The sequence below is a fragment of the Novosphingobium piscinae genome (genome assembly GCF_014230355.1).
GTDB classification, from domain to species: Bacteria; Pseudomonadota; Alphaproteobacteria; order Sphingomonadales; family Sphingomonadaceae; genus Novosphingobium; species Novosphingobium piscinae.
The window spans coordinates 271,971-293,000 of record NZ_JACLAX010000003.1 but is presented as its reverse complement, the minus strand read 5'-3'; the positions used below and the strand labels follow the sequence as shown (position 1 = coordinate 293,000).

Below are 21,030 nucleotides of genomic sequence, written 5' to 3'. Positions count from 1 at the left end.
TGGTCATGTCGGAAACTCGGTCAGGCCGAAGCGACGCGCCGCGGACCCGGTGGAGGTGGTGGAGGGGCGATCCTGCTCGGCCAACTGACCGACAAGCGGGCCGAGGACGACCAGCGTGGCGAGCAGCAGACAGATTTCGATGACGTAGATGGTGCCATAACCGGTGGCGCGGTGGGCGAGGGTCGTGCCCAGCCCGTCGGCCACGGCGAGGTTCGAGACCGTGTCGCGCAGCACCCCGCCAAGGCCGATGGCCAATCCTGCGGCCGTGGTCTGCACCGCGCCCCAGGCGCCCAGCGCGAGCCCTGCGGTCTCGCTCACGGCAAGGGCCATGGCCGCGGTGAGCGTGCCGACCGAGAACAGCCCGGCGCCAGCGCCGATGCCAAGTGCCCCGAGGCCGAGCGCGCCGGGGCTCTCGAGCGGGGCGGCGAAGATCACCAGCAGGAACGAGGCAATCCCGATCACAACGCCGTAGCCCGCAATGCGCAGGCTGTCGGTACCGCGGCCGAGCCAGCGCGCCGAGAGCACGAATCCGGCCAGCGCGCCGAGCGCCCAGGCGCCGGACAGGCCGGTGGTTGCGCCCACCGAGAGACGCAGCACCTCGCCGCCATAGGGTTCGAGCAGGGCGTCCTGCATCGCGAACGCCGCCGCGCCAAGGCCGACCGTGGTGAGCAGGCGCAGCGTCAGCGGCTGGCGGGCGAACTGCTGCCAGACTTCGGCGAAGGGCACCGGTGGCGCGTCGGTCGCCTTGGTCGAGGCGCGGCGCGGTTCCTGCTTCCACAGTGCGGTGAGGTTGAGCACGAAGGTCAGGACCGCTGCGGCCTGGATCACCTGGACCAGCCGGGTCGGGGTGAAGTTGGCAAGCAGGCCGCCGATCACCAGCGCGCAGACCATCATTCCGCCCAGCAGCGAGAGATAGAGCAGCGCCACCGCGCGCGGACGCCGGTCCTCGGGGACCAGATCTCCGGCCAGCGCGAGCCCGGCGGTCTGCGTGGTGTGCATGCCGGTGCCGGCCAGCAGGAAGGCCAGCGCGCTGGCGCTCACGCCAAGGACAAAGGTCTGCTGATCGCGCATCAGCAGCAGCGCAAAGGGCATGATCGCCAGGCCGCCGAACTGCATCAGGGTGCCGAACCAGATGAACGGCACCCGGCGCCAGCCGAGCACCGAGCGGTGCGTGTCCGAGCGGTGCCCGATCAGGGCGCGGAACGGCGCGACCAGCAGCGGGATCGCGATCATCAGCGAAACGAGCCAGGCCGGAATGCTGAGCTCGACGATCATGACCCGGTTGAGGGTGCCGTTCAGCAGCACCATCATCATGCCCACGCTGACCTGGAACAGCGACAGGCGCAGCAGGCGCGACAGGGGCAATTCGGCGCTGGCCGCGTCGGCAAAGGGCAGCCAGGTGGTGGCCACCCGGCTCCATTTGCTGGACAGAGGCGCGCGGGTGGCCATCAGCGGCGCACCAGTTCCAGGCCGTGCGAGATGTAGAACCCGCTGGTCACCCGGCCGCTGCGGCCGAGCGTCCAGCCGTCGAGCCGGCCCAGACGATCACGCAGCGCGTCCTCGGCGATCGGCACGATCGCGGGCGAGCGGTCCGAGCGGGGGAAGGCCTTGCCGACCACGTGCATCGCACCGAGCAGACGGGTGTGCGGGGCGAAGGTGAAGACGATCGAGCGGGAGCAGCGCGCGGCCAGGCGGCTCAGCGCCCAGACCATGTCATCGAGGTTGTAGTGGATCAGCGAGTCCATCGCCACCACGTGGTCGAAGGTGCCCAGGGCGGGGTCGAGCATGTCGCCCACGTGCCAGTCGATATCGCCGTGGCCGAGGAAGCTCGGCGCGCGTTCGCGGGCGATCTCGACCAGCCCGCCGGCGACGTCGATCGCGGTGACGCCGGCGCCGCGCCGCGCCGCCTCGACGCTAAGGCTGCCCGTCCCGCAACCGGCGTCCAGCACGCTGGTGCGGCGCAGATCGTCGGGCAACCAATCCAGCAGCTGCTCGCGCATGGCATCGCGTCCGGCGCGGACCGTGGCGCGGATGCCGCTGACCTTGGCGGTCGAGGTCAGGTCGATCCACGCCTTCCGCGCCGTCCCGTCGAAGTAGGCGGCCAGACGTTCACGCTGGTCGTCGTAACGGGTCGGGGCCGCCGCACGGGCCGAGGCCGGATGTGAGGGTGCGTGGGTTGCCATCATTCGTACCCCAGGAAATCGAAGATATCGCGGTCCTTCATCGGGTGCGCCTCGAGCGGGTCGACCCCGGCCCACAGCATCTGTGCCAGCCGCAGGTATTCCTCCTGGGCGGCGATCACCTCGGGTGAGGGGTCCATCTCGAACAGGGTGCACTTCTTCAGGCGACTGCGGCGGATCGCGTCGAGATCCTTGAAGTGGGCGAGGCGCTTCATGCCGATGGCATGGCTGAACCGGTCGATCTCGTCGGTGGCGGCCGAACGGTTGGCGATCACACCGGCCAGGCGAACGTTGTAGTTCTTGGCCTTGGCGCCGATCGCGGCGACGATCCGATTCATCGCGAAGATCGAATCGAAGTCGTTGGCCGCCACCACCAGCGCGCGTTCGGCATGCTGCAGCGGCGCAGCGAAGCCGCCGCAAACCACGTCACCCAGCACGTCGAAGATCACCACGTCGGTGTCGTCGAGCAGGTGGTGCTGCTTGAGCAGCTTGACCGTCTGGCCGACAACATAGCCACCGCAGCCGGTACCGGCCGGCGGACCGCCCGCCTCGACGCACATCACCCCATTGTAGCCCTCGAACATGTAGTCCTCGGGGCGCAGCTCCTCGGCGTGAAACTCGACGGATTCGAGCACGTCGATCACCGTCGGCATCAGTTTCTTGGTGAGGGTGAAGGTTGAATCGTGCTTGGGGTCGCAGCCGATCTGCAGCACCCGGTGGCCCAGCTTGGAGAAGGCCGCCGAGAGATTGGAGGAGGTGGTGGACTTGCCGATCCCGCCCTTGCCGTAGACCGCGAAGACCTTCGCGGTCCCGATCCGGTCGCGCGGGTCGAGGGCGACTTGCATCGAGCCTTCCCCATCGGTGGGGTTGAAGCGGGCGCGGGGGTCGATCAGGTTCATGGGTCAGTCCTTATTCCGCCGCGAACACGCCCTCGAGGCGGTCCTCCAGCTCGTCGCTGGCGACCCGCAGGGCCTCCAGGGTTTCATCATCGGGTTCCCACAGGCGCCGTTCGCAGGCCTCGAGAAGGCGGCCCACCACCCGCGCCGAGCTGTTGGGATTGAGCGCGGACAGGCGCTCGCGCATGGCCGGGTCGAGCACGAAGGTCTCGCTGATCCGCTGGTAGACCCAGGGCGCGACCTGGCCAGTCGTGGCCGACCAGCCCATCGTCGTCGTGACGTGCTGCTCGATGGTGCGGACACCCTCGAAGCCGTGCTGGAGCATGCCCTCGAACCACTTGGGGTTGAGCGTGCGGGTGCGGGTTTCCAGGTCGATCTGCTCGGCCAAGGTGCGAACCTTGGCCTCGCCCTTGGTGGCATCGACGATGTAGACCGGAGCTTCGCTCCCTTTGGCGCGGGCGATCGAGCGGCTGACCCCGCCCAGTCCGTCGACGTACTGGTCGAGATCAGTGATCCCGACCTCGACGCTTTCGAGGTTCTGGTAAACGAAATCGACCCCGCTCAGCGCGCTCTGGAGGAGCTCACGGCGCTGGACCGGCGGGCCCTTGACCCCATAGGCATAGCCCTTGCGGGTTTCGAAGGCATTGGCCAGTTCGTCCGGATCGGCCCAGACGCCGCCGTCGATCAGCTGGTTGACGTTGGCGCCATAGGCCCCTTCGGCGTTCGAGAAGACGCGCAGCGCGGCGGTCTCGAGGTCGCAGGCGTGCTTGGCCTGGTGGGCCAGCGCGTGCTTGCGCACGAAGTTGCGGTCCAGCGGCTCGTCTGCGCTGGCGGCCAGCAGCGCCGCCTCGGCCAGCATCCGGGTCTGCAGCGGCAGCAGATCGCGGAAGATCCCCGACAGGGTGATCACCACGTCGATCCGGGGCCGGCCCAGCTCGTCGAGCGGCACCAGCTCGGCACCGACGACCCGGCCATAGCTGTCAACCCGCGGGCGCGCGCCCATCAGGTCCATCGCCTGGGCCATCTGCAGGCCCTCGCTCTTCATATTGTCGGTGCCCCACAGCACCATGGCGAGGCTCTCGGGGAAGGGCTGGCCGCCCTCGAGGTGGCGGGCGATCACCCGCTCGGCCTGGTTGTGGCCCTGGGCGCAGGCGAAGGCGCTGGGCAGACCGAACGGATCGAGCCCGTGCAGGTTGCGCCCGGTCGGCAGGACCGCCGGGTTGGTCAGGACGTCGCCGCCGGGCGCGGGGCGGACATAGCCGCCGTCGAGCGCGTGGATCACGGCGCCGATCTCGTCACTGGCGTCAAGCCCGGCCGCCACCGTGGCGCGGTCGGTCGCAGGATCGGCCTCGACCATGGCTGCCAGCAGCTCGGCACGAGCGGCTCCTTGCGGGGCTTCGCCCAGCACGTGGAGCCCGTGCGGGATCAGCGATTCCTCCAGCTCGTACAGCGCCGGGCCGAGTGCGGCGATATCGTCGGCGGGCAGGTCGACCGCGGCGGCCTGGTCCCGGATCATCACCGCCAAGGCGGTGCGCTCGTCCTCGTCCTGCGCCGACCGCCAGCGCTCGAAGCTGGCCTTCAGATCGACCAGCCCGCGATACAGCCCCGCCTTGGCCAGCGACGGGGTCAGATAGCTGATCAGCGTCGCGCCCGAACGGCGCTTGGCGAGGACGCCCTCCGAGGGGTTATTGGAGGCGTAGAGGTAGAAGTTGGGGAGGTCGCCGATCAGCCGCTCGGGCCAGCAGCTGGCGCTCGGCCCGGCCTGCTTGCCCGGCATGAACTCAAGGGCACCGTGGGTGCCGAAATGCAGCACGGCATGGGCGCCGAAGTCTTCGCGGATGTACCGATAGAACGCGGAGAAGGCGTGAGTCGGGGCGAAATCGCCGTCGAACAGCAGCCGCATCGGATCGCCCTCGTAGCCGAAGCCCGGCTGGACCCCGACGAAGACGTTGCCGAAATGCGCGCCCAGCACGTGGATGTGCGATCCGTCCGAGAGAACGCGGCCGGGCGCCGGACCCCACTGCGCCTCGATCTGCTTGAGGAAGGGCTCGCGACGCACATGGTCGTCGGCGCAGATCCGCACCGCGACATTGGCATCGGCGCCATAGCGCTCGGCATTGCCCTTGAGGATCGCCTCGCGCAGCGCATCGACGCTCGCCGGCACTTCGACCTCGTAGCCCGCCGCGGCGAGGCGCACCATCGTGGCGTGGAGCGATTCGAACACGGCCAGGAAGGCCGCCGATCCGGTGGCGCCGGCGTTGGGCGGGAAGTTGAAGATCGTGATCGCCAGCTTGCGCTGAGCGCGCTCGGCGCGGCGCATGGCGATCAGGCGCCCGACCTTGGCGGCGAGGGCTTCGGCCCGTTCGGGGCAGGCGCGCATCGCGTTGACCGGGCCCTCGCGTTCGAACACGCAGCTCCGGGCGCAGCCGCTGCAGGCTTCGCCCAGCCCGTTCGACCGTCCACCGAACACGGTCGGCAGGATCGAGCCGTCGAGCTCGGGGATCGAGACCATGATCGTGTTCTCGATCGGCAGCAGCCCCTGCCGCTCGGCTCCCCACTGCTCGATCGACTGGAACTCGAGCGCGTGGGCCGAGACATAGGGCACATCGAGCCGGGCGAGGATCGCCTCGGCGGCGCGGGCATCGTTGTAAGCCGGGCCGCCGACCAGCGAGAAGCCGGTGAGCGAGACCACGAGGTCGACCGTCGGCTTGCCGTCGCGCAGGAAGAAGGCCTCGATCGCCGGGCGCGAATCGAGCCCGTTGGCGAAGGCCGGGATCACCCGCAGGCCGGCCGCCTCGAAGGCGGCGATCACGCCGTCGTAGTGCCCGGCATCCTTGCTGATCAGGTAGGAGCGCAGCAGCAGCAGGCCCACGGTGCCCTTGGCGCCGGGCTGCGACGGGAGCAGCTTGAGGCTTTCCGACAGCTTCTGCGTGGTCCGCGGATGGTAGACCCCGACCTCCGGATAGTCGCGCGGGGCGGCGGCAGCGGTCATTCCGCGGCGGGTCAGGCGGTCGCCCCCGGCGTAGCGGTCGATCAGCGCGCGGACCATCGCGACGACGTTCTCGTCCGATCCGGCCAGCCAGTACTGCAGGGTCAGGAAGTAGGCCCGCACGTCCTGCGCGGTGCCCGGGACGAAGCGCAGCATCTTGGGCAGGCGGCGCAGCATCTTCATCTGCCCCGCGCCCGAGCTGGCGCCCGGCTTGGACGAGCCGCGCAGCCGCTTCAGCAGGGCCAGCGGCCCCTTGGCCGGGGCATCCATGCGGTAGCCGCCCATACGGGTCATCCGCACGACCTCGCCGGCGGACATCATGCAGACCATCGCGTCGCAATCCTCGCGGCGCGCCTCCAGCGCGGGCAGGATCGCCCGGACATGCTCATCGAGGAACAGCATGGTGGCGATGACGATATCGGCCTTGGCGATGGCCGCGCGGGTGGCGTCCAGCGCCCCGGCCGAGCGGTCCCAGTCAGTCGCCGCATGGAGCGAGAGCGCGATGTTGGACTGGCCAAGCTCCACCGTGGCCCGCTCGACCGCACCCTTGAGGTGGTTGTCGAGCGTCACGATGACGACGCGCACGGGGGCGGCTGAGCTACTGCGCATAGTAAGCCTTCGCGTCATAGAGGGTGGCCAGGTCGATCTCCTGCCGGCCATGCAGCACGGCGAAGCCTTCGGTGTTGCGGCGTGCCTTGCCGCGCACGAAGAAGGGGATCTTGCGAAGTTCGCGCTCGGCCTCGCTGGTCCAGGACACCACCGCCGGGGCGGCGTCGGGGACCATGGCCGGCTCGGCCGCCACCGTCGCGGGGGCGCTGGCGGCGAGCGGGGCCGGGTCCGCCGCGGGCCGTCCCGCGCCGGCCACATGGCCGCCGTGGAGGTGCGAGGGTCCGGCCGCGTCCGAGAATTCGAAGTCGTCGCGGAACATGGTCAGCAGGTGCTCTTCGAGGCCCATCACCAGCGGATGGATCCAGGTGTCGAAGATCACGTTGGCGCCCTCGAAACCCATCTGCGGGCTGTGGCGGGCGGGGAAGTCCTGGACGTGCACCGGCGAGGAGATCACCGCGCAGGGGATACCGAAGCGCTTGGCGATGTGCCGCTCCATCTGCGTGCCCAGCACCAGTTCCGGCGCGGCCGCGCGGATCGCGTCCTCGACCGCGAGGTGATCGTCGGTGATCAGCGGATCGATGCCATAGCGCGCGGCGGCGGCGCGCAGTTCCCGGGCGAATTCACGGTTGTAGCAACCCAGCCCGCAGATCGTGAAGCCGAGCTCCTCGGCGGCGATCCGCGCGGCGGCGATGGCATGGGTCGCATCGCCGAAGATGAAGACCCGCTTGCCGGTGAGGTAGGTCGAATCGACCGAGCGGCTCCACCACGGCAAGCGTGAGCCGGCATCGGCCAGCGCCGGGGCGGGATCGACTCCCGCCAGCGCGGCGACCTCGGCGATGAAGTCGCGCGTCGCGCCCACGCCGATCGGCACGGTGCGCACGGCCGGCTGGCCCAGCTCGCGCGAGAGCCAGTGGGCGGCCGGCTCGCCGATCTCGGGATAGAGCACCAGGTTGAAATCGGCCGCGCCGAGCCGGACCAGATCATCCGGGCTGGCGCCGAGCGGGGCGACGCAGTTGACGTCGATCCCGAGGGTGTCGAGCAGGCGTCGGATCTCGGCCACGTCGTCGCGGTGGCGGAATCCCAGCGCGCAGGGGCCCAGGATGTTGGCCAGCGGGCGCCGGCCCTCGCGCGGGGCGGGGCGCAGGGTGCGGTCGGCCAGCTGGCGCACCATGCGGTAGAAGGTCTCGGCCGCGCCCCAGCCTTCCTTGCGCTGGTAGCTCGGCAGCTCCAGCGGGATCACCGGGCAGGGCAGGTCCAGCGCGTCGGCGAGCCCGGCGGGATCGTCCTGGATCAGCTCGGCGGTGCACGAGGCGCCCACCAGCAGCGCGCGGGGGGCGAAGCGTTCGGTCGCCTCGCGGATCGCCTCCTGCAGCAGGGTGGCTGTGTCCTTGCCGAGATCGCGCGCCTGGAAGGTGGTATAGGTGACGGGCGGACGCTTGCCACGCCGCTCGATCATCGTGAACAGCAGGTCGGCGTAGGTATCGCCCTGGGGGGCGTGAAGCACGAAGTGCACCCCGTCCATCGCCGTGGCGACTCGCATGGCCCCGACGTGGGGCGGTCCTTCGTAGGTCCAGACGGCGAGCTGCATGGGCTTAGACCTTCAACAGATCGCGCCGCCGCAGCGGCCGGGCGAATAGGTCGGCGAGATCGCCGGCCTGTTCAAACCCGTGGATGGGGGAAAAGACCAGTTCGATCGCCCACTTGGTGGACAGGCCCTCGGCCTCGAGCGGGTTGGCCAGGCCAAGCCCGCAGACGGTCAGGTCGGGACGGTCGGCGCGAACGCGGTCGAGCTGGCGGTCAAGATGCTGGCCTTCGCTGATCCGGGTGCCCGCGGGCAGCAGGGCCACTTCGCGCGCAGTCAGGTCACGGTGCAGGTAGGGCGTACCCACTTCGACAGGGATCATGTCCAGTTCGTTGGACAGGAACCGCGCGAGGGGGATCTCCAGCTGCGAGTCGGGGAGGAAGCTGATGCGCTTTCCGGCGAGCTGCTCGCGGCGGTGCGCGATCGCCCGCTTGGCCCGCTCGCGCCCCGGCGCGACCACCTGGTCGAAATGCGCGGGATCGATGCCGAACGCCTCTGCGGCAGCGCGCAGCCAGTCGGTCGTGCCCTCGGCGCCGAACGGGAACAGGGCATCGAGCCGCTGCACGCCTCGGTCGGCCAGGGCCCGGGCGGTTTCGCCCAGGAACGGCTGGGCAAGGAGGAAACGGGTGTTCGGGCCGATCGGTGGCAGGCTGGCGACCGAGCGGGCCGGCAGGCTGCCCGCGATCGGCACGCCAAGCTCGGCAAACAGCCGCAGGAACTGGTCCTCGACGATGTCGGGCAGGGCCCCGACCAGCAGCAGGGCTGGTGGGGCATCGGCCGGTGCGGCAGGCATTTCGGGCACCAGCGCGGCAAGGCAGGCATCCTCGCCCTCGGTAAACGTGGTCTCGATCCCGCTGCCTGAGTAATTGAGCACCCGGGTGCGGCCCCCGAAGGCTGCGTCGAGCCGTTGGGCTGCCTTGCCGAGGTCAAGCTTGATCACCTCGGAGGGGCACGAGCCGACCAGGAACAGCGTGCGGATATCGGGCCGCCGGTCGAGCAGTTGGCGGGCGATCCGGTCAAGCTCGTCCTGGCAATCAGCCATTCCGGCGAGGTCACGCTCCTCGATGATGGCCGTGGCGAAGCGCGGCTCGGCGAAGATCATCACCCCTGCGGCACTTTGCAGCAGATGAGCGCAGGTGCGCGAACCGACCACCAGGAAGAAGGCGTCCTGGATCTTGCGGTGCAGCCAGATAATCCCGGTAAGCCCGCAGAACACCTCGCGCTGGCCGCGTTCGCGCAGCACCTGGGGTGCCGCGGGCGCACTGCAGCCGGTGTCGAAGCCGGTCGGCCGGGCGGCCGGGCGGTCCTCGCCGATGAGCACCGGGGCGGTCATGCGGCGCTCCCCGCAGTGCGGGTGTCGAGCCGGGCGGCGCGCAGCTTGAGCAGGAACTGGCCGGCGTTGATCAGGTAGGCGGCATAGCCCGCCAGGGCCACCGCCATCCGCTGCTCGAAGCTGCCGAGCGCCCCGAACAACATCACCAAGTAGGCGCTGTGCAGCGCCAGCACCAGCATCGAGAAGACGTCTTCCCAGAAGAAGGCGGGGGCGAACAGCCAGCGCCCGAAGACCACCTTCTCCCAGATCGAGCCGGTGATCATGATGGTGTAGAGCGTGAGCGTCTTGACCACCACCGAAAGATCCGCCGCGGCGGCGCCCTGCCCGGTCATCAGGCTGTACAGCACCAGGCCGAGACTGATGAGGAAGACCAGGAACTGGAAGGGGGCGAGCAGGCCCTGGACCAGGGTCCAGCGGGTCGAGTCGCGGCGGTGACGTTCTTCGGCCGTATAGAGGGGAGCGCGGCGGGTTGGGCCGGGGTTTGCACTCCACGTGCCTGACCTGATCGCTTCCCCTCGCATGCATGCCGTCCTTGGCCGTTCAAGGGAGAAGACTACGCCTCGCCTTACAGAAGTGTCAATCTATCTTGACGACAAATAAAATTGACAAAAACCCCTTTGTCCTGGGTTGGGAAAAGGCGTAGGGTTTGGTTCCCGAACAGAGTCGAAGCGTCGAGGTGTCGATGCGATGGTCCGGGACGGCGCGAATCTCGCGCCCCAGACCGGGAGGGTCTGCCATGGCGACTGTATATGGTGCGGGCACGGCAAAGCGGTCGGGACGGGCAGGTCGCGGGCGGAGCGGTGTCAGCCGGTCCGGCGCCGGCCGCGGGGTACGCGAACCTTCGAGGGGATCCTCCCCGACTTCGCTGAACTCCCTCATCAACGAACAGATCATCCCCCGCCTGCTGCAGGCGCACACGCCCGAGGCCGGCAGTCCCCGGCCCGTGCCCGCGGCGGCCCTCGATCCGGTCGACGCGGCCCAGTTTGCCTCGCTGCCGCTGATCCTCGAGGCCGACGAACTGCTCACGGTGGTCGAGCAGTTCCTGATCCGCGGCGTGCCGGTGGAATCGGTGCTGGTCGATCTGCTTGCGCCATCGGCGCGGCGGCTCGGGCAGCATTGGGACGAGGATGACTGCGATTTCCTCGACGTCACCATGGGGCTGTGGCGCCTGCAGGAGGTGATGCGCGAGATCACCCTGCGCTTCCCCCCGCGCACTGACCGCAGTGTGGCAACGCGCTCGGCGCTGTTTGCGCCCATGCCAGGCGACGACCACAGCATGGGCGCGCTGATGGTGGAGGAAGTGTTCGCCCGAGCGGGGTGGCAAACCGAAGTATTGACTGAGACTAAACGACCGAAACTTCTACAGATTCTGGGCGAACGTTCGTTCGACCTGGTCGGGTTGACCGTTAGTTGCGATTGTTCTAGCGCCGTTCTGGGTGACCTCATTTCTGCCATGCGCATCGTGTCGAAGACGCGGGATTTGCAGATTCTGATTGGTGGACGAATGGTAAACGCAAATCCGGGCTTGGTTGAAGCGGTCGGGGCTGACGGCAGCGCTGCCGATGCGCGCTCGGCACTCGCCTTGGCCGACCGGCTCGTCAAGGTGCCCGCGCGACCCGACCTGCCCCGCGCGTAGTCTGCCAGCAGATGCCGCCGCGCAAGCTCAGCATTGACGACAAGGTACCATTCGCGGAGCCAGGCAAGAACCTGCGTCCCCTCGACGTGCCGATGGCGGCCAAGCTGGCGATGATCGCTGGCGATGTGGTGCTGGTGCTCGACGATTCCGGCCGCATCGTCGACTATACGGCAGACCCGCGGGACTACCCCGACGCCGCACAGTGGCTCGGCCGCGAATGGCTTGACACTGTCTCGATCGAGAGCCGTGCCAAGGTGATGGAAATGCTTGCCAACGCCCGCAAGGGGGTGACCCAGCACTGGCGCGAGGTGAACCAGCTCGGCAGCGAGAGCGACGTGCCGATGCGCTTCATCGTCCTCAGTCTCGGGCCCGGCGCCGGCAGTCTCGCGCTCGGCCGCGACCTGCGCGAGGCGGCGGCGCTGCAGCAGCGCCTGCTCCAGGCCCAGCAGTCGCTCGAACGGGACTACCTGCGGCTGCGCCAGCTCGAGACGCGCTATCGCATGCTGCTCGAGCAATCGCCCGAGCCGGTGCTGATCATCGACGCCGATGGCTTCCGCGTGCGCGAAGCCAACAACGCCGCCCACGATGCCTTCCGCAGCCGGCCCGGCGCGTTGCAGGGGACCAAGTTTCCCGCCCATTTCGCCAAGCCGGCCCGCGACCAGGTGATCGCCTTCCTCGGCTCGGCGATGGTCTCGCACGGGCTCCAGCCGATCGAAGTGGAACCGGTCGAGGGGAGCGAGGCGCTCAAGTTGTCGGCCAGCGGCTTCCGCGAACGTGGCAATCAGTACATGATGGTTCGCCTTTCGCGGGTCAGCCGGGCCACCGAGCAAGGGGCCAACGCGACGATCCGCGTGATCGAGGTGATGCCGGACGCCTTCGTGCTCACCGATGCGCGCATGATCATCCGGGAAGCCAACGCTGCCTTTGTCGAGCTGGTTGCCGCGGCCAGCGGCGATCAGCTGCGCGGCCGGCCGCTGAGCGACTTCGTCGGCCGGCCCGGGATTGACCTTGACCTGATCGACAGCCAGCTGGCCAAGCACGATACCGCGCGCAACGTCGCTACTGTGGTCGGCGCGCGTGATGGCTTCGATGGCGAGCCGGTCGAACTGTCGGCCGTGCGCACCGGCGACGAGCAGGTCTGCTACGGCTTCGTGATTCGTCCGATCGGCCGGCGTCTGCGCGATCTGCCCCCGACCAGCGACACTCCGCGCTCGGTCGAACAGTTGACCGAGCTGGTCGGGCGCATGTCCCTGCGCGACATCGTGCGGGAATCCACCGATCTGATCGAGCGGCTGTGTATCGAGGCGGCGCTCGAATATACCTCGAACAACCGCGCCTCGGCGGCGGAGATCCTCGGCCTCAGCCGGCAGAGCCTCTATTCCAAGCTCCATCGCTATGGTCTGGCCAATCCGCTCGATGCCGACGATTGACAGGCTGGATTGACACTACAGGTGTCGAATTAATTTGACGGTCCCGGACCCCCGACGTAGGGTTCGGACATGGCGCGATCGGCAGTCTTTCCCGCGATTTCGCCGCCCCCGGCGGTTCGCGATGTCGTCACCCTGCTCAAGCCGATCACCTGGTTCCCGCCGATGTGGGCGCTGTTGTGCGGGGTCGTCTCGTCCGGGGTCCCGGTGCTGTCGCGCTGGACCTTCCTGCTGGCCGGAGTCGCGCTGACCGGGCCGCTGGTCTGCGGCACCAGCCAGGCGGTGAACGACTGGTTCGACCGCCATGTCGACGCGATCAACGAACCGCATCGCCCGATCCCATCGGGCCGGATTGCCGGGCGTTGGGGCCTTGCCATCGCCATTGCCTGGACCGTGCTCTCGCTGCTGGTTGCCGGGCTCACCGGGCCGTGGGTGCTGGCTGCCACCGTGCTCGGCCTTGCCTGCGCCTGGGCCTACAGCGCGCCGCCGTTTCGCTTCAAGACCAGCGGCTGGGTCGGCCCGGCGGTGGTTGCCCTCACCTATGAGGGGCTCAGCTGGTTCACCGGCGCTGCGGTCATGGCAGGCACGCTGCCCGCCCCGCAGATCATCGCGGTGCTCGCGCTCTACAGTGTCGGTGCTCACGGGATCATGACCCTTAACGACTTCAAGGCGGTCACCGGCGACCGCCTCACGGGCCTGCGTTCGCTGCCGGTCGTCCTGGGCGAGCGACGGGCGGCGATTCTCGCTAGCGTGGTGATGGCCGTGCCGCAGGCGGTCGTCGTCGGCCTGCTGGTTGCCTGGGGGCACCCCGGGGTCGGAGGGGTCGTCGCCGCGGTGCTGCTGGCTCAGCTCGCGCTGATGCCGCGGCTGGTCTCCGATCCGGCGCGACATGCGCCCTGGTACAATGCCACCGGCGTCTCGCTCTACGTGTCGGGCATGATGGCCGCGGCGCTGGGGCTGGGGGGCTACGTGTGATGCGCCAAGGTTTCGGCTGGTTGGCGATCGCCCGCCTCGGCGCCGTACAGGCGGCGATCGGCGCGGTGACCATGCTCGCCACTTCGCTGCTTAACCGCCTGATGGTGCTGGAATATGGTCTTGCCGCCGGGGTGCCGGCCGGCCTTGTCGCCTGGCACTACGCCGTCCAGTTCTCGCGGGCGGCCTGGGGCCACGGGTCGGATCGCGGGCGCCGCCGCACGCCATGGATCATCGGCGGTATGGCCGTGCTCGGCCTGGGCGCCTTGCTTGCTGTTCACGGGGTGACCCGGCTGGATGCGGCGCGGCTGGCCGCGCTGGGCGAGCTTGCGCTTGGCTTCACTCTGATCGGTGCGGGGGTCGGCGCCGCGGGCACCTCGGTCCTGGCGATGCTGGCCAGCGGGGTCGCGCCCGAGCGCCGCGCCGCCGCGGCCGCCACCACCTGGATCATGATGATTTTCGGGATCGTTGTCGCGGCCGGGACAGCCGGCGCCCTGCTCGATCCCTATTCCGCGCAGCGCTTGCTGGCGGTCGCCGGCGGGGTGGTTGCGGCCGCCTTCACCGTGACCCTGCTGGCCACCTTCCGGCTCGAACGCGGCCTGCCGCGGTCCGGGGCCGCGCCGGTCGAGGCCGGGCCCACTCCGACGCTGCGCGAGGCCCTGGCCGAGATCTTCGCCGATCCCGAGGCGAGCCGTTTCACGCTGTTCATCTTCGTTTCGATGCTGGCCTATGCGATGCAGGACCTGATCCTCGAACCCTTCACCGGCCTGGTTTTCGGCATGACCCCGGGCCAGTCGACCAGCCTGTCAGGGCTGCAGAACGGCGGCGTGCTGATCGGCATGATCGCCACCGGGCTGGGCGGTAGCGCTTTTCGCGGCCGGTTGCCGGTTGAACTGCGCACCTGGACCATGCTCGGCTGCCTCGGGTCGGCGCTGGCGCTGGCGGGGCTTGCGCTGGCCGCGCAGGCCGGGCCTGGCTGGCCGCTGGCGCTCAACATCGGCCTGCTCGGGCTCTGCAACGGGGCCTTCGCGGTTTCCGCGATCGGTTCGATGATGGGACTGGCCGGCGCCGGCCAGCGCACCGGCGAAGGCGTCCGCATGGGCGTCTGGGGTACGGCGCAGGCCCTGGCCTTCGGGCTCGGCGGGCTGGTCGGCGCGGTCGGGGTCGATCTTGCCCGCACTGCGTTGGGTCATCCTGCCGGGGCCTTCGCACTGATATTCCTGATCGAGGCGGGGTTGTTCCTCGCCGCCGCCATGCTGGCGCTGCGCACCCGCGCAGCGCCTCGTCTTTCCCCGAGCCTGAGGTCTGCCGGCACATGAACCAGCCCAGCACCCTGTCCGCCCCGGCCTCGTCCGGGTCCGAGGCGATCGCATTCGATGTCGTGGTGGTCGGGGGCGGGCCCTGCGGCGCCACCGCGGCTTGGGACCTGGCCCGCGCCGGGCACAAGGTGCTGCTGCTGGATCGCGGTGGTCGGATCAAGCCCTGCGGCGGCGCCGTACCGCCTCGGCTGCTCGAGGAGTTCGAGGTCCCACAGAGTCTGCTCGTCGCCCGGGCCCGGGCTGCGCGGATGGTTGCGCCGTCCAATCGCGTGGTCGACATGCCGGTTGGCGAGATCGGCTATGTCGGGATGGTCGATCGCGACGTGTTCGACGAATGGCTGCGTGCCCGGGCGGCTACGGCCGGGGCCGAGCGGCGGACCGGCACCTACGAAAGGGTCGAGCACGATGGCCTGCCCGGTGCGGTGGTCTGCTACAGCACCGAGCGCGGTGGCGATCTCGTCCGGGTGCGTACGCGGTTGGTGATCGGCGCGGATGGCGCGCGCTCGGGCGTGGCGCGCGGCAACGTCCCCGGGGCTGAGCGCAATCCCTGCGTTTTCGCTTACCACGAGGTGGTCCGGGCGCCCAAGGCCACCGAGCAGGGCTTCGATGGCTCGCGCTGTGACGTAATCTACCAGGGCCGGGTTTCGCCGGACTTCTATGGCTGGGTCTTCCCCCACGGCGATACCGCGAGCATCGGCGTAGGCAGTGCGCACAAGGGCTTCTCGCTGCGCGGGTCGGTCCAGCGCATGCGCGACGAGATGGGATTGGCGCGCTGCGAGACGATTCGCCGCGAGGGCGCGCCGATCCCGCTCAAGCCGCTCAAGCACTGGGACAATGGCCGCGATGTACTGCTGGCCGGTGACGCAGCGGGCGTCGTCGCCCCGGCTTCGGGCGAAGGCATCTACTATGCGATGGTCTGCGGCCGGATTGCTGCGCAGACCGCGCAGGCTTTCATCGCCTCGGGCAATCCCGCCGTCCTGCGCCGGGCGCGGCGCGATTTTCTGAAACTGCACGGCCGGGTGTTCTGGATCCTCGGGATCATGCAGTACTTCTGGTACTCCAGCGACAAGCGCCGCGAACGCTTTGTGGCGATGTGCGCCGACCGCGATGTCCAGCAGCTGACCTGGCAGGCCTACATGAACAAGCGGCTGGTCCGGGCCAAGCCGATGGCGCACTTGCGGATCTTCATCAAGGACTGCGCGCATCTGCTCGGCATCGGCCGGCCCGAGCCACGGGAACTGACCCCGTGAACCGCGCCTGGGTCATGCCGGTGGGCATTGCGGTGATGGCCGCCCTGCTCGTCGCCCTGCTCGGCGGCACGATCACCGATCTTGGCCCCTGGTACGAAAGCCTGCACAAGCCGGCCTTCACTCCGCCGCGCCCGGTCTTTCCGATCGCCTGGACCACGATCTTCGCGCTCGCCGCCCTGGCCGGAGTTACGGCCTGGCGGGCCGCGCCGAACGTGCGCATTTCCGATACGCTTGTCGGCCTGTTCGCGCTGAACGGCTTCCTCAATGTGATGTGGAGCCTCCTGTTTTTCCGCCTGCAGCGGCCGGACTGGGCCTTCGTCGAGCTGCTGCTGCTCTGGCTCTCGATCGCGGTGCTCATAGTTTACTGCCTGCGCCTGTCGCGGCTCGCCTCGATGTTGCTCGTGCCTTACCTCGTCTGGGTCAGTGCCGCTGGCGCGCTCAACTGGGGCGTGGTCCAGCTCAACGCGCCGTTCGGCTGAGGCGGGAAGCGCGCTTGGAGAGCCTGTTCGCCTCGGGGCATGCCGCTGACGTGATCCTGGCGGCGCTGGCGCTCGAGGCCGCATGGCTGCGGGCGCGGGGCTGGCCGCTGGGGACGATCACTGCCATGCTCCTCCCGGCCGCACTGATCGTGCTGGGCCTGCGCGCCGCGCTGGTGGGCTCGGCCTGGCCTTGGATCGCCCTGCCGCTGGCACTTTCACTGCCCGCCCACCTCGCCGATCTGGCCCGGCGGCGGCAGGCCTGATTCGTGCCCGCGATGGATCTTGAGCCCACCTTCGCCGCCTTGCGCGCATTGATGCTGGACGCGGCGGCGGATCAGGTGGTGGCCAGCGACCAGCCCGGCGATCTTGTCCTGCATGGCCGGGCCACCGATCCCCGGTCCGGCAAGCCGGTGTGGTTCGGCGCGGTCACCCTGCGTGCGCGCTATGTCGCCTATCACCTGTTTCCGCTCTACGCCGATCCCGCGTTGGGGGCGGCGCTCTCGCCCGCGCTCAAGCGGCGCCAACAGGGCAAGTCGTGCTTCAACTTCGCCACGCTCGATCCCGTGCTCGCGGCCGAGCTGGCCGAACTGACCCGCCAGGCCAACGCCGCGGTGGGCTGAGCAGGGTTGGGCCGTCGGTCCGTTCGGGCCACTGCCGATTTTGCTACGGCACTGTGTGGCCCGGTGTCCCGGCATGGCTTGCATCCCCCGTTCAACGTAGTGCCGCCAGGGTGTGCGACGGGTCATGCGTGGCTGCCGCGACGGGCGCGCCGCTGATCCCGATGGCCCATGGAAAAGGGTCCGACGAGCGAGCTCGCCGGACCCTTGTTGCCTGCATGCGCGCAGGCCTGAGCGTGATGCCGCGGGTCAGCGGGCGGGAGCGCCGCCGGCCGGAGCCGCCGCCGGAGCGGCGGGAGCGGCCATGACCGCGGGGGTCGTCTCGCCCCACAGCGCATGGTAGTCCTTGGCCATCTGCGCTCCGCCCATGGGCTTGTTCTTGCCCTGGTGGCAGGTGGTGCAGTTGACCTTGAACGGATCGCCTTCGGTTCCCTTGCGCTTGGCCGGGAAGACCGTGGCGAGCGGGGTGATGTACTGACCGTTGGTCTCGCGCACCATGCGGATGCCGTACCAGGCCTTGGCACGCTGCGGCGTGCTGATCGACCAGTCCTGGAACGACTGCGAGTTATGGCAGAACGTGCAGTTCACGCCGAGCGCCTGCGACGTGTGCATCATGATCGCATAGCTGTTCTCGGTCGACATCGTGCTGGTCTTGTTGCCCGAACCCGGGTGCAGACCAGTGGTCTGGACGCGGATGTTCTGGTCCACCTTCGGATCGCCGGTGATATAGAGCGCCAGCGAGGCGTTGGGCAGCGACGAGAAGGCCGATTCCGGCACCGGATCGTTCTGTCCGTGGCGGTTGCCGATGATCCCGGACTTGCCCGCGGCGGGCATGGTCCAGTAGTTGGCCGGGATGGCATTGCCGCGGTGGCAGGTCCAGCAGGTGACCCCGGTTGCCGCGACGTGCTGCTTCCAGTTGCGGTTGATGTTCCGCGTCATCTGCAGCATCCGCCGCGCCACCACCTTCGTGTAGAGCTCGTCGGAGGCCATGTTCTCGGGATTGTGGCAGTAGTTGCAGCCCTGCTCGGGTGACACCCACTGCGTGATCGCGGCCATGGTGTAGTTGAACTGGTCAGCGGACTCGTCGCCGAGCACCTGGACGTTCTGGTAGACCTCCTTGGCGCGCTGCCCGTCGGTGGCCGGCGGGTCATAGGGCGGGGCGGGAACCTCGTCCTTGGCCATGGCCACCTTGGTCAGCTGGATCTGGTCCATGCCCGTGCCGCGGTAGCCGTTCTGCGTCGCCGTTTTCGGGCTCAGCTGGCAGGCTCCCAAGGCCAGGGTGACGATCGCCGCAACGGCGAGCGATGCTATCCTTTTCATTGCCCGGCGCTCCCCAGGGTGGCGGGATCAACGACCCCGGTGGACGGATAGGGCGTGGCATAGCCATGCTGCTGCGCCCACAGGTACCAGTTGTCGACCACGGTGCCGGTCAACAGAATGCCGATTCCGCCAGTCAGCGTCGTCAGCACGGCGAACCACCAGGCCCAGCGATGGATCGATTCCATCGTGGCATTGAAGCCCATGGTCCAGCGCCAGAACAGCGCTGCCCGTTCGGAAGCCGTGCCGCGATCGGTGATCTGCTCGATCTCGCGTTCACCGCCGTAACGACCGACCGCGAGGATGGTCGCGCCGTGCATCGCGAACAGCAGGGTCGAGCCATAGAGGAAGGCGATCGAGAAGCAGTGGAACGGGTTATAGAACAGGTTGCCATACCGGATCGAGAAAGCCGCGGTCCAATCGAGATGCGGGAAGATGCCAAAGGGCACGGCCTCTGCCCAGCTGCCCATAAGCATGGGGCGGATGAAGCCGAGCACCAGGTACAGCCAGATCGCCGAGAGGAATGCCCAGGAAACGTGCGAGCCCATGCCGAGCGCGCGGGCCCGGGTATAGGTGCGCACCCACCACAGCAGGATCGAAGAGGTCAGGAAGGCGCCGGCGAGGATCCACCAGCCACCCTTGGCCAGCGGCACGAAGGGCGAGAAGCCATACTCCGGTCCCGGCGGCTCGAGGCTGAGCCAGGGGAGCATGCGGACGAACTGGATCGGATCCCAGTTCACCGATGCCATCATGTTCAGGCCGATGATCTCGATCGCCAGGAAGCCCAGGATCAGCGAGATCACCCCGGTCCAGCCAAGGTAGACCGGACCGATCTGGGCGTGCCCGATCAGGCCCATCCAGTAGTTGAAGGTGCCCTTGCCGATCCGCGCCTCGCTGCCGGGAGGCAGGGCGATCCCGGCCTCGGGCTCGCCGCGCAGCTGCACCTGGGTGAAGATGTTCTGATAGGTCGTCATCGCTTGGTGCTCCTTTACGACCAGATCGGCAGGTTGAGCCACCAGGTCCACCACTCGGGCCAGCCCTTGGTCCACAGCGGCCCGCTGATCACGATGCACACCGCGCTCCAGAACCCGGCGTTGAGCGCCAACAGAAGGCCGACCCGGTGGATGCCGAGCGTGCCGACCGAATAGCCGATCAGGTCGCGGAAGAAGGTGTCTTCGTATTCCGGTGTCTTCACTTCGCTACCGGTCGGCGGATTGACCGCGGACAGCACGAGCGCGCCGTGCAGGGCGAGTGCGAGCGTGGTGGTGAAGAAGAACGACACCGCCAGCATGTGCGCCGGATTGTAGTGGAAGTGCAGATACTGGTACCCGGTGTTCGAGACCCAGTCGAGGTGGCTGAAGATCCCGTAGGGGAAGCCCCAGTGCCAGGCACCGAGCAGCACCGGGCGGATCACCACCAGCGTGAAATAGGCGAAGATCGCCATGCCGAAGGCCACCGGGACATGGTAGCCCATGCCCAGCTTGCGGCAGATCTCGACCTCGCGCAGCGCCCACGAGCTGAACGAAATCAGCGCGCAGACCGTGATGACCTGCCAGAACCCGCCCTCTTTGAGCGGAGCCAGGGCCAGACCGTATTTCAGGTCGGGCGGCGCGATCGAGATCAGCCAGGGATTCCACGTCGACCCCTGCGAGGCGGCGTAGAAGATGAGAGCGGTGCCGAGAGACGCGAAGATCGCCGTCACGACCCCGAAGAAGCCGACGTAGAACGGGCCCACCCAGAAGTCGAACAGGTCGCCGCCGATCAAGGTCCCGCCGCGAACGCGGTATTTTCGTTCGAAACTCAGGAGTGCCATGGCTCTACCCCTCCCCGCCAGGATGCGGCGGGATAATGTGAAGTTCGGTCAAAACCCGGAGGCGGCGGTCATGAAGGCCGCCGCCTCTCGCACAGGCTGCCCTCAGGCAGACGGCTTTGCTGCTGCTGCCGCGGCGGCATTCGCGACGCCCTGCGCCGAGTTCGGGCCGTCGAGCCAGTTGTACGTGTCAGTGCTGAGCAGGATGAAGTGAATCACCAGCGCGAGCACGAACAGGAAGGCGAACAGAGCGACGAGCGCCCTGCGCGGATCGAAAATAAGCCAAATTCTCCACATGGTATCTGTCCTCGTGCAAGAAGGTTGTAGCCCGTTTGCGCCGGTTGGCGCCGCCGGACCGGGTTGTCAGTTCAGAGCCAGGGCTTCCAGGCCCAGACCAGGAAGTGCGCCACTACCGCCACGGCCGTGAAGCCGAGGAAGCTGCTGACGAACAGCTTGTGGAATTCCTTGGCTTCTTCGGGCGTGAGATAAGTACTCAGGCCGAAGCGATCATCGCCATTACTCATAGCAATCTCCAGTCATTGTTGGTGTGCGAGAGGCGGTAGACCTCTTTCGGTATCCACGCGGACGAATCCACGAGGATGGGGGAGCGCGCC

General features: G+C 68.5%; 20 protein-coding genes. 8 read left to right on the top strand and 12 right to left on the bottom strand.

The annotated features are described in order from the left end of the window. Positions 1 to 3 precede the first annotated feature (3 nt). The 7 genes from H7F53_RS05150 to bchF are packed head-to-tail and all read right to left on the bottom strand — an operon-like array spanning position 4 to position 10,110. Positions 4 to 1,449: a BCD family MFS transporter gene (locus tag H7F53_RS05150; protein ID WP_185678390.1), complete on the bottom strand. Its 1,446-nt coding sequence runs from the start codon at positions 1,447 to 1,449 to the stop codon at positions 4 to 6. After that, positions 1,449 to 2,183, bottom strand: coding sequence for a magnesium protoporphyrin IX methyltransferase (gene bchM, locus H7F53_RS05145; RefSeq protein ID WP_185678434.1), 735 nt, complete (start codon positions 2,181 to 2,183; stop codon positions 1,449 to 1,451). The genes H7F53_RS05150 and bchM overlap by 1 nt, the downstream gene beginning before the upstream one ends. Next, positions 2,183 to 3,079 carry a ferredoxin:protochlorophyllide reductase (ATP-dependent) iron-sulfur ATP-binding protein gene (gene bchL / locus H7F53_RS05140; RefSeq protein WP_185678389.1) on the bottom strand — a complete coding sequence of 299 codons (897 nt, stop codon included), beginning with the start codon at positions 3,077 to 3,079 and terminating at the stop codon, positions 2,183 to 2,185. Before bchL ends, bchM begins: the two co-directional genes overlap by 1 nt. A gap of 10 nt (positions 3,080 to 3,089) precedes the next feature. After that, a complete protein-coding gene (locus H7F53_RS05135; RefSeq protein ID WP_185678388.1) occupies positions 3,090 to 6,674 on the bottom strand; it encodes a magnesium chelatase subunit H in 3,585 nt (1,194 codons plus the stop codon). Then, complete coding sequence (bchB, locus tag H7F53_RS05130; protein ID WP_185678387.1) at positions 6,664 to 8,262, bottom strand: ferredoxin:protochlorophyllide reductase (ATP-dependent) subunit B; 1,599 nt, start codon at positions 8,260 to 8,262, stop codon at positions 6,664 to 6,666. The genes H7F53_RS05135 and bchB overlap by 11 nt, the downstream gene beginning before the upstream one ends. A gap of 4 nt (positions 8,263 to 8,266) precedes the next feature. Continuing rightward, a complete protein-coding gene (locus tag H7F53_RS05125; RefSeq protein ID WP_185678386.1) occupies positions 8,267 to 9,589 on the bottom strand; it encodes a ferredoxin:protochlorophyllide reductase (ATP-dependent) subunit N in 1,323 nt (440 codons plus the stop codon). Next, positions 9,586 to 10,110, bottom strand: a complete 525-nt coding sequence (bchF, locus tag H7F53_RS05120) for a 2-vinyl bacteriochlorophyllide hydratase (protein ID WP_185678385.1) — start codon at positions 10,108 to 10,110, stop codon at positions 9,586 to 9,588. The genes H7F53_RS05125 and bchF overlap by 4 nt, the downstream gene beginning before the upstream one ends. Before the next feature lie 215 nt (positions 10,111 to 10,325). Between bchF and H7F53_RS05115 the strand changes: the two genes are divergently transcribed. The 8 genes from H7F53_RS05115 to H7F53_RS05080 all read left to right on the top strand — a co-directional run bounded on the left by H7F53_RS05115 (position 10,326) and on the right by H7F53_RS05080 (position 17,292). After that, on the top strand, positions 10,326 to 11,225 hold the full coding sequence (locus H7F53_RS05115; protein ID WP_185678384.1) for a cobalamin B12-binding domain-containing protein: 900 nt from the start codon (positions 10,326 to 10,328) through the stop codon (positions 11,223 to 11,225). An 11-nt stretch (positions 11,226 to 11,236) separates the two neighbouring features. Then, a complete protein-coding gene (gene ppsR / locus H7F53_RS05110; protein ID WP_185678383.1) occupies positions 11,237 to 12,655 on the top strand; it encodes a transcriptional regulator PpsR in 1,419 nt (472 codons plus the stop codon). A 69-nt stretch (positions 12,656 to 12,724) separates the two neighbouring features. Continuing rightward, the gene (gene chlG, locus H7F53_RS05105; RefSeq protein WP_185678382.1) at positions 12,725 to 13,627 is read left to right on the top strand and encodes a chlorophyll synthase ChlG; all 903 of its coding nucleotides are present in this window, start codon (positions 12,725 to 12,727) and stop codon (positions 13,625 to 13,627) included. Next, positions 13,627 to 14,943 carry a BCD family MFS transporter gene (locus H7F53_RS05100; RefSeq protein ID WP_185678381.1) on the top strand — a complete coding sequence of 439 codons (1,317 nt, stop codon included), beginning with the start codon at positions 13,627 to 13,629 and terminating at the stop codon, positions 14,941 to 14,943. The genes chlG and H7F53_RS05100 overlap by 1 nt, the downstream gene beginning before the upstream one ends. Further along, positions 14,940 to 16,193 (top strand): geranylgeranyl diphosphate reductase, encoded by a 1,254-nt coding sequence (locus H7F53_RS05095; protein WP_185678380.1) that lies wholly within the window; start codon positions 14,940 to 14,942, stop codon positions 16,191 to 16,193. Before H7F53_RS05100 ends, H7F53_RS05095 begins: the two co-directional genes overlap by 4 nt. Beyond that, positions 16,190 to 16,672, top strand: a complete 483-nt coding sequence (locus tag H7F53_RS05090; RefSeq protein ID WP_343061925.1) for a TspO/MBR family protein — start codon at positions 16,190 to 16,192, stop codon at positions 16,670 to 16,672. The genes H7F53_RS05095 and H7F53_RS05090 overlap by 4 nt, the downstream gene beginning before the upstream one ends. A gap of 14 nt (positions 16,673 to 16,686) precedes the next feature. Then, the gene (locus H7F53_RS05085) at positions 16,687 to 16,935 is read left to right on the top strand and encodes a hypothetical protein (RefSeq protein ID WP_185678379.1); all 249 of its coding nucleotides are present in this window, start codon (positions 16,687 to 16,689) and stop codon (positions 16,933 to 16,935) included. A 12-nt stretch (positions 16,936 to 16,947) separates the two neighbouring features. Then, entirely contained in the window at positions 16,948 to 17,292 is a 345-nt protein-coding gene (locus tag H7F53_RS05080; RefSeq protein ID WP_185678378.1) for a hypothetical protein, read from the top strand. A 246-nt stretch (positions 17,293 to 17,538) separates the two neighbouring features. Here the strand turns inward: H7F53_RS05080 and pufC are convergent, their stop codons facing one another. The 5 genes from pufC to pufB all read right to left on the bottom strand — a co-directional run bounded on the left by pufC (position 17,539) and on the right by pufB (position 20,940). Continuing rightward, entirely contained in the window at positions 17,539 to 18,609 is a 1,071-nt protein-coding gene (gene pufC / locus H7F53_RS05075; protein WP_185678377.1) for a photosynthetic reaction center cytochrome PufC, read from the bottom strand. After that, positions 18,606 to 19,580 (bottom strand): photosynthetic reaction center subunit M, encoded by a 975-nt coding sequence (gene pufM / locus H7F53_RS05070; protein ID WP_185678376.1) that lies wholly within the window; start codon positions 19,578 to 19,580, stop codon positions 18,606 to 18,608. Before pufM ends, pufC begins: the two co-directional genes overlap by 4 nt. Before the next feature lie 14 nt (positions 19,581 to 19,594). Further along, positions 19,595 to 20,419, bottom strand: coding sequence for a photosynthetic reaction center subunit L (pufL, locus tag H7F53_RS05065; RefSeq protein ID WP_185678375.1), 825 nt, complete (start codon positions 20,417 to 20,419; stop codon positions 19,595 to 19,597). Positions 20,420 to 20,521: 102 nt separating this feature from the next. Next, a complete protein-coding gene (pufA, locus tag H7F53_RS05060) occupies positions 20,522 to 20,713 on the bottom strand; it encodes a light-harvesting antenna LH1, alpha subunit (RefSeq protein WP_185678374.1) in 192 nt (63 codons plus the stop codon). Between the two features lie 71 nt (positions 20,714 to 20,784). Continuing rightward, complete coding sequence (pufB, locus tag H7F53_RS05055) at positions 20,785 to 20,940, bottom strand: light-harvesting antenna LH1, beta subunit (RefSeq protein WP_185678373.1); 156 nt, start codon at positions 20,938 to 20,940, stop codon at positions 20,785 to 20,787. Positions 20,941 to 21,030: the final 90 nt, after the last annotated feature.

Excerpts from the sequence above, each read along its gene's own strand:
- H7F53_RS05150 (WP_185678390.1), bottom strand. The coding sequence starts at position 1,449 with ATGGCCACCCGCGCGCCTCTGTCCAGCAAATGGAGCCGGGTGGCCACC.
- bchM (WP_185678434.1), bottom strand. The coding sequence starts at position 2,183 with ATGGCAACCCACGCACCCTCACATCCGGCCTCGGCCCGTGCGGCGGCC.
- bchL (WP_185678389.1), bottom strand. The coding sequence starts at position 3,079 with ATGAACCTGATCGACCCCCGCGCCCGCTTCAACCCCACCGATGGGGAA.
- H7F53_RS05135 (WP_185678388.1), bottom strand. The coding sequence starts at position 6,674 with ATGCGCAGTAGCTCAGCCGCCCCCGTGCGCGTCGTCATCGTGACGCTC.
- bchB (WP_185678387.1), bottom strand. The coding sequence starts at position 8,262 with ATGCAGCTCGCCGTCTGGACCTACGAAGGACCGCCCCACGTCGGGGCC.
- H7F53_RS05125 (WP_185678386.1), bottom strand. The coding sequence starts at position 9,589 with ATGACCGCCCCGGTGCTCATCGGCGAGGACCGCCCGGCCGCCCGGCCG.
- bchF (WP_185678385.1), bottom strand. The coding sequence starts at position 10,110 with ATGCGAGGGGAAGCGATCAGGTCAGGCACGTGGAGTGCAAACCCCGGC.
- H7F53_RS05115 (WP_185678384.1), top strand. The coding sequence starts at position 10,326 with ATGGCGACTGTATATGGTGCGGGCACGGCAAAGCGGTCGGGACGGGCA.
- ppsR (WP_185678383.1), top strand. The coding sequence starts at position 11,237 with ATGCCGCCGCGCAAGCTCAGCATTGACGACAAGGTACCATTCGCGGAG.
- chlG (WP_185678382.1), top strand. The coding sequence starts at position 12,725 with ATGGCGCGATCGGCAGTCTTTCCCGCGATTTCGCCGCCCCCGGCGGTT.
- H7F53_RS05100 (WP_185678381.1), top strand. The coding sequence starts at position 13,627 with ATGCGCCAAGGTTTCGGCTGGTTGGCGATCGCCCGCCTCGGCGCCGTA.
- H7F53_RS05095 (WP_185678380.1), top strand. The coding sequence starts at position 14,940 with ATGAACCAGCCCAGCACCCTGTCCGCCCCGGCCTCGTCCGGGTCCGAG.
- H7F53_RS05080 (WP_185678378.1), top strand. The coding sequence starts at position 16,948 with ATGGATCTTGAGCCCACCTTCGCCGCCTTGCGCGCATTGATGCTGGAC.
- pufC (WP_185678377.1), bottom strand. The coding sequence starts at position 18,609 with ATGAAAAGGATAGCATCGCTCGCCGTTGCGGCGATCGTCACCCTGGCC.
- pufM (WP_185678376.1), bottom strand. The coding sequence starts at position 19,580 with ATGACGACCTATCAGAACATCTTCACCCAGGTGCAGCTGCGCGGCGAG.
- pufL (WP_185678375.1), bottom strand. The coding sequence starts at position 20,419 with ATGGCACTCCTGAGTTTCGAACGAAAATACCGCGTTCGCGGCGGGACC.
- pufA (WP_185678374.1), bottom strand. The coding sequence starts at position 20,713 with ATGTGGAGAATTTGGCTTATTTTCGATCCGCGCAGGGCGCTCGTCGCT.
- pufB (WP_185678373.1), bottom strand. The coding sequence starts at position 20,940 with ATGAGTAATGGCGATGATCGCTTCGGCCTGAGTACTTATCTCACGCCC.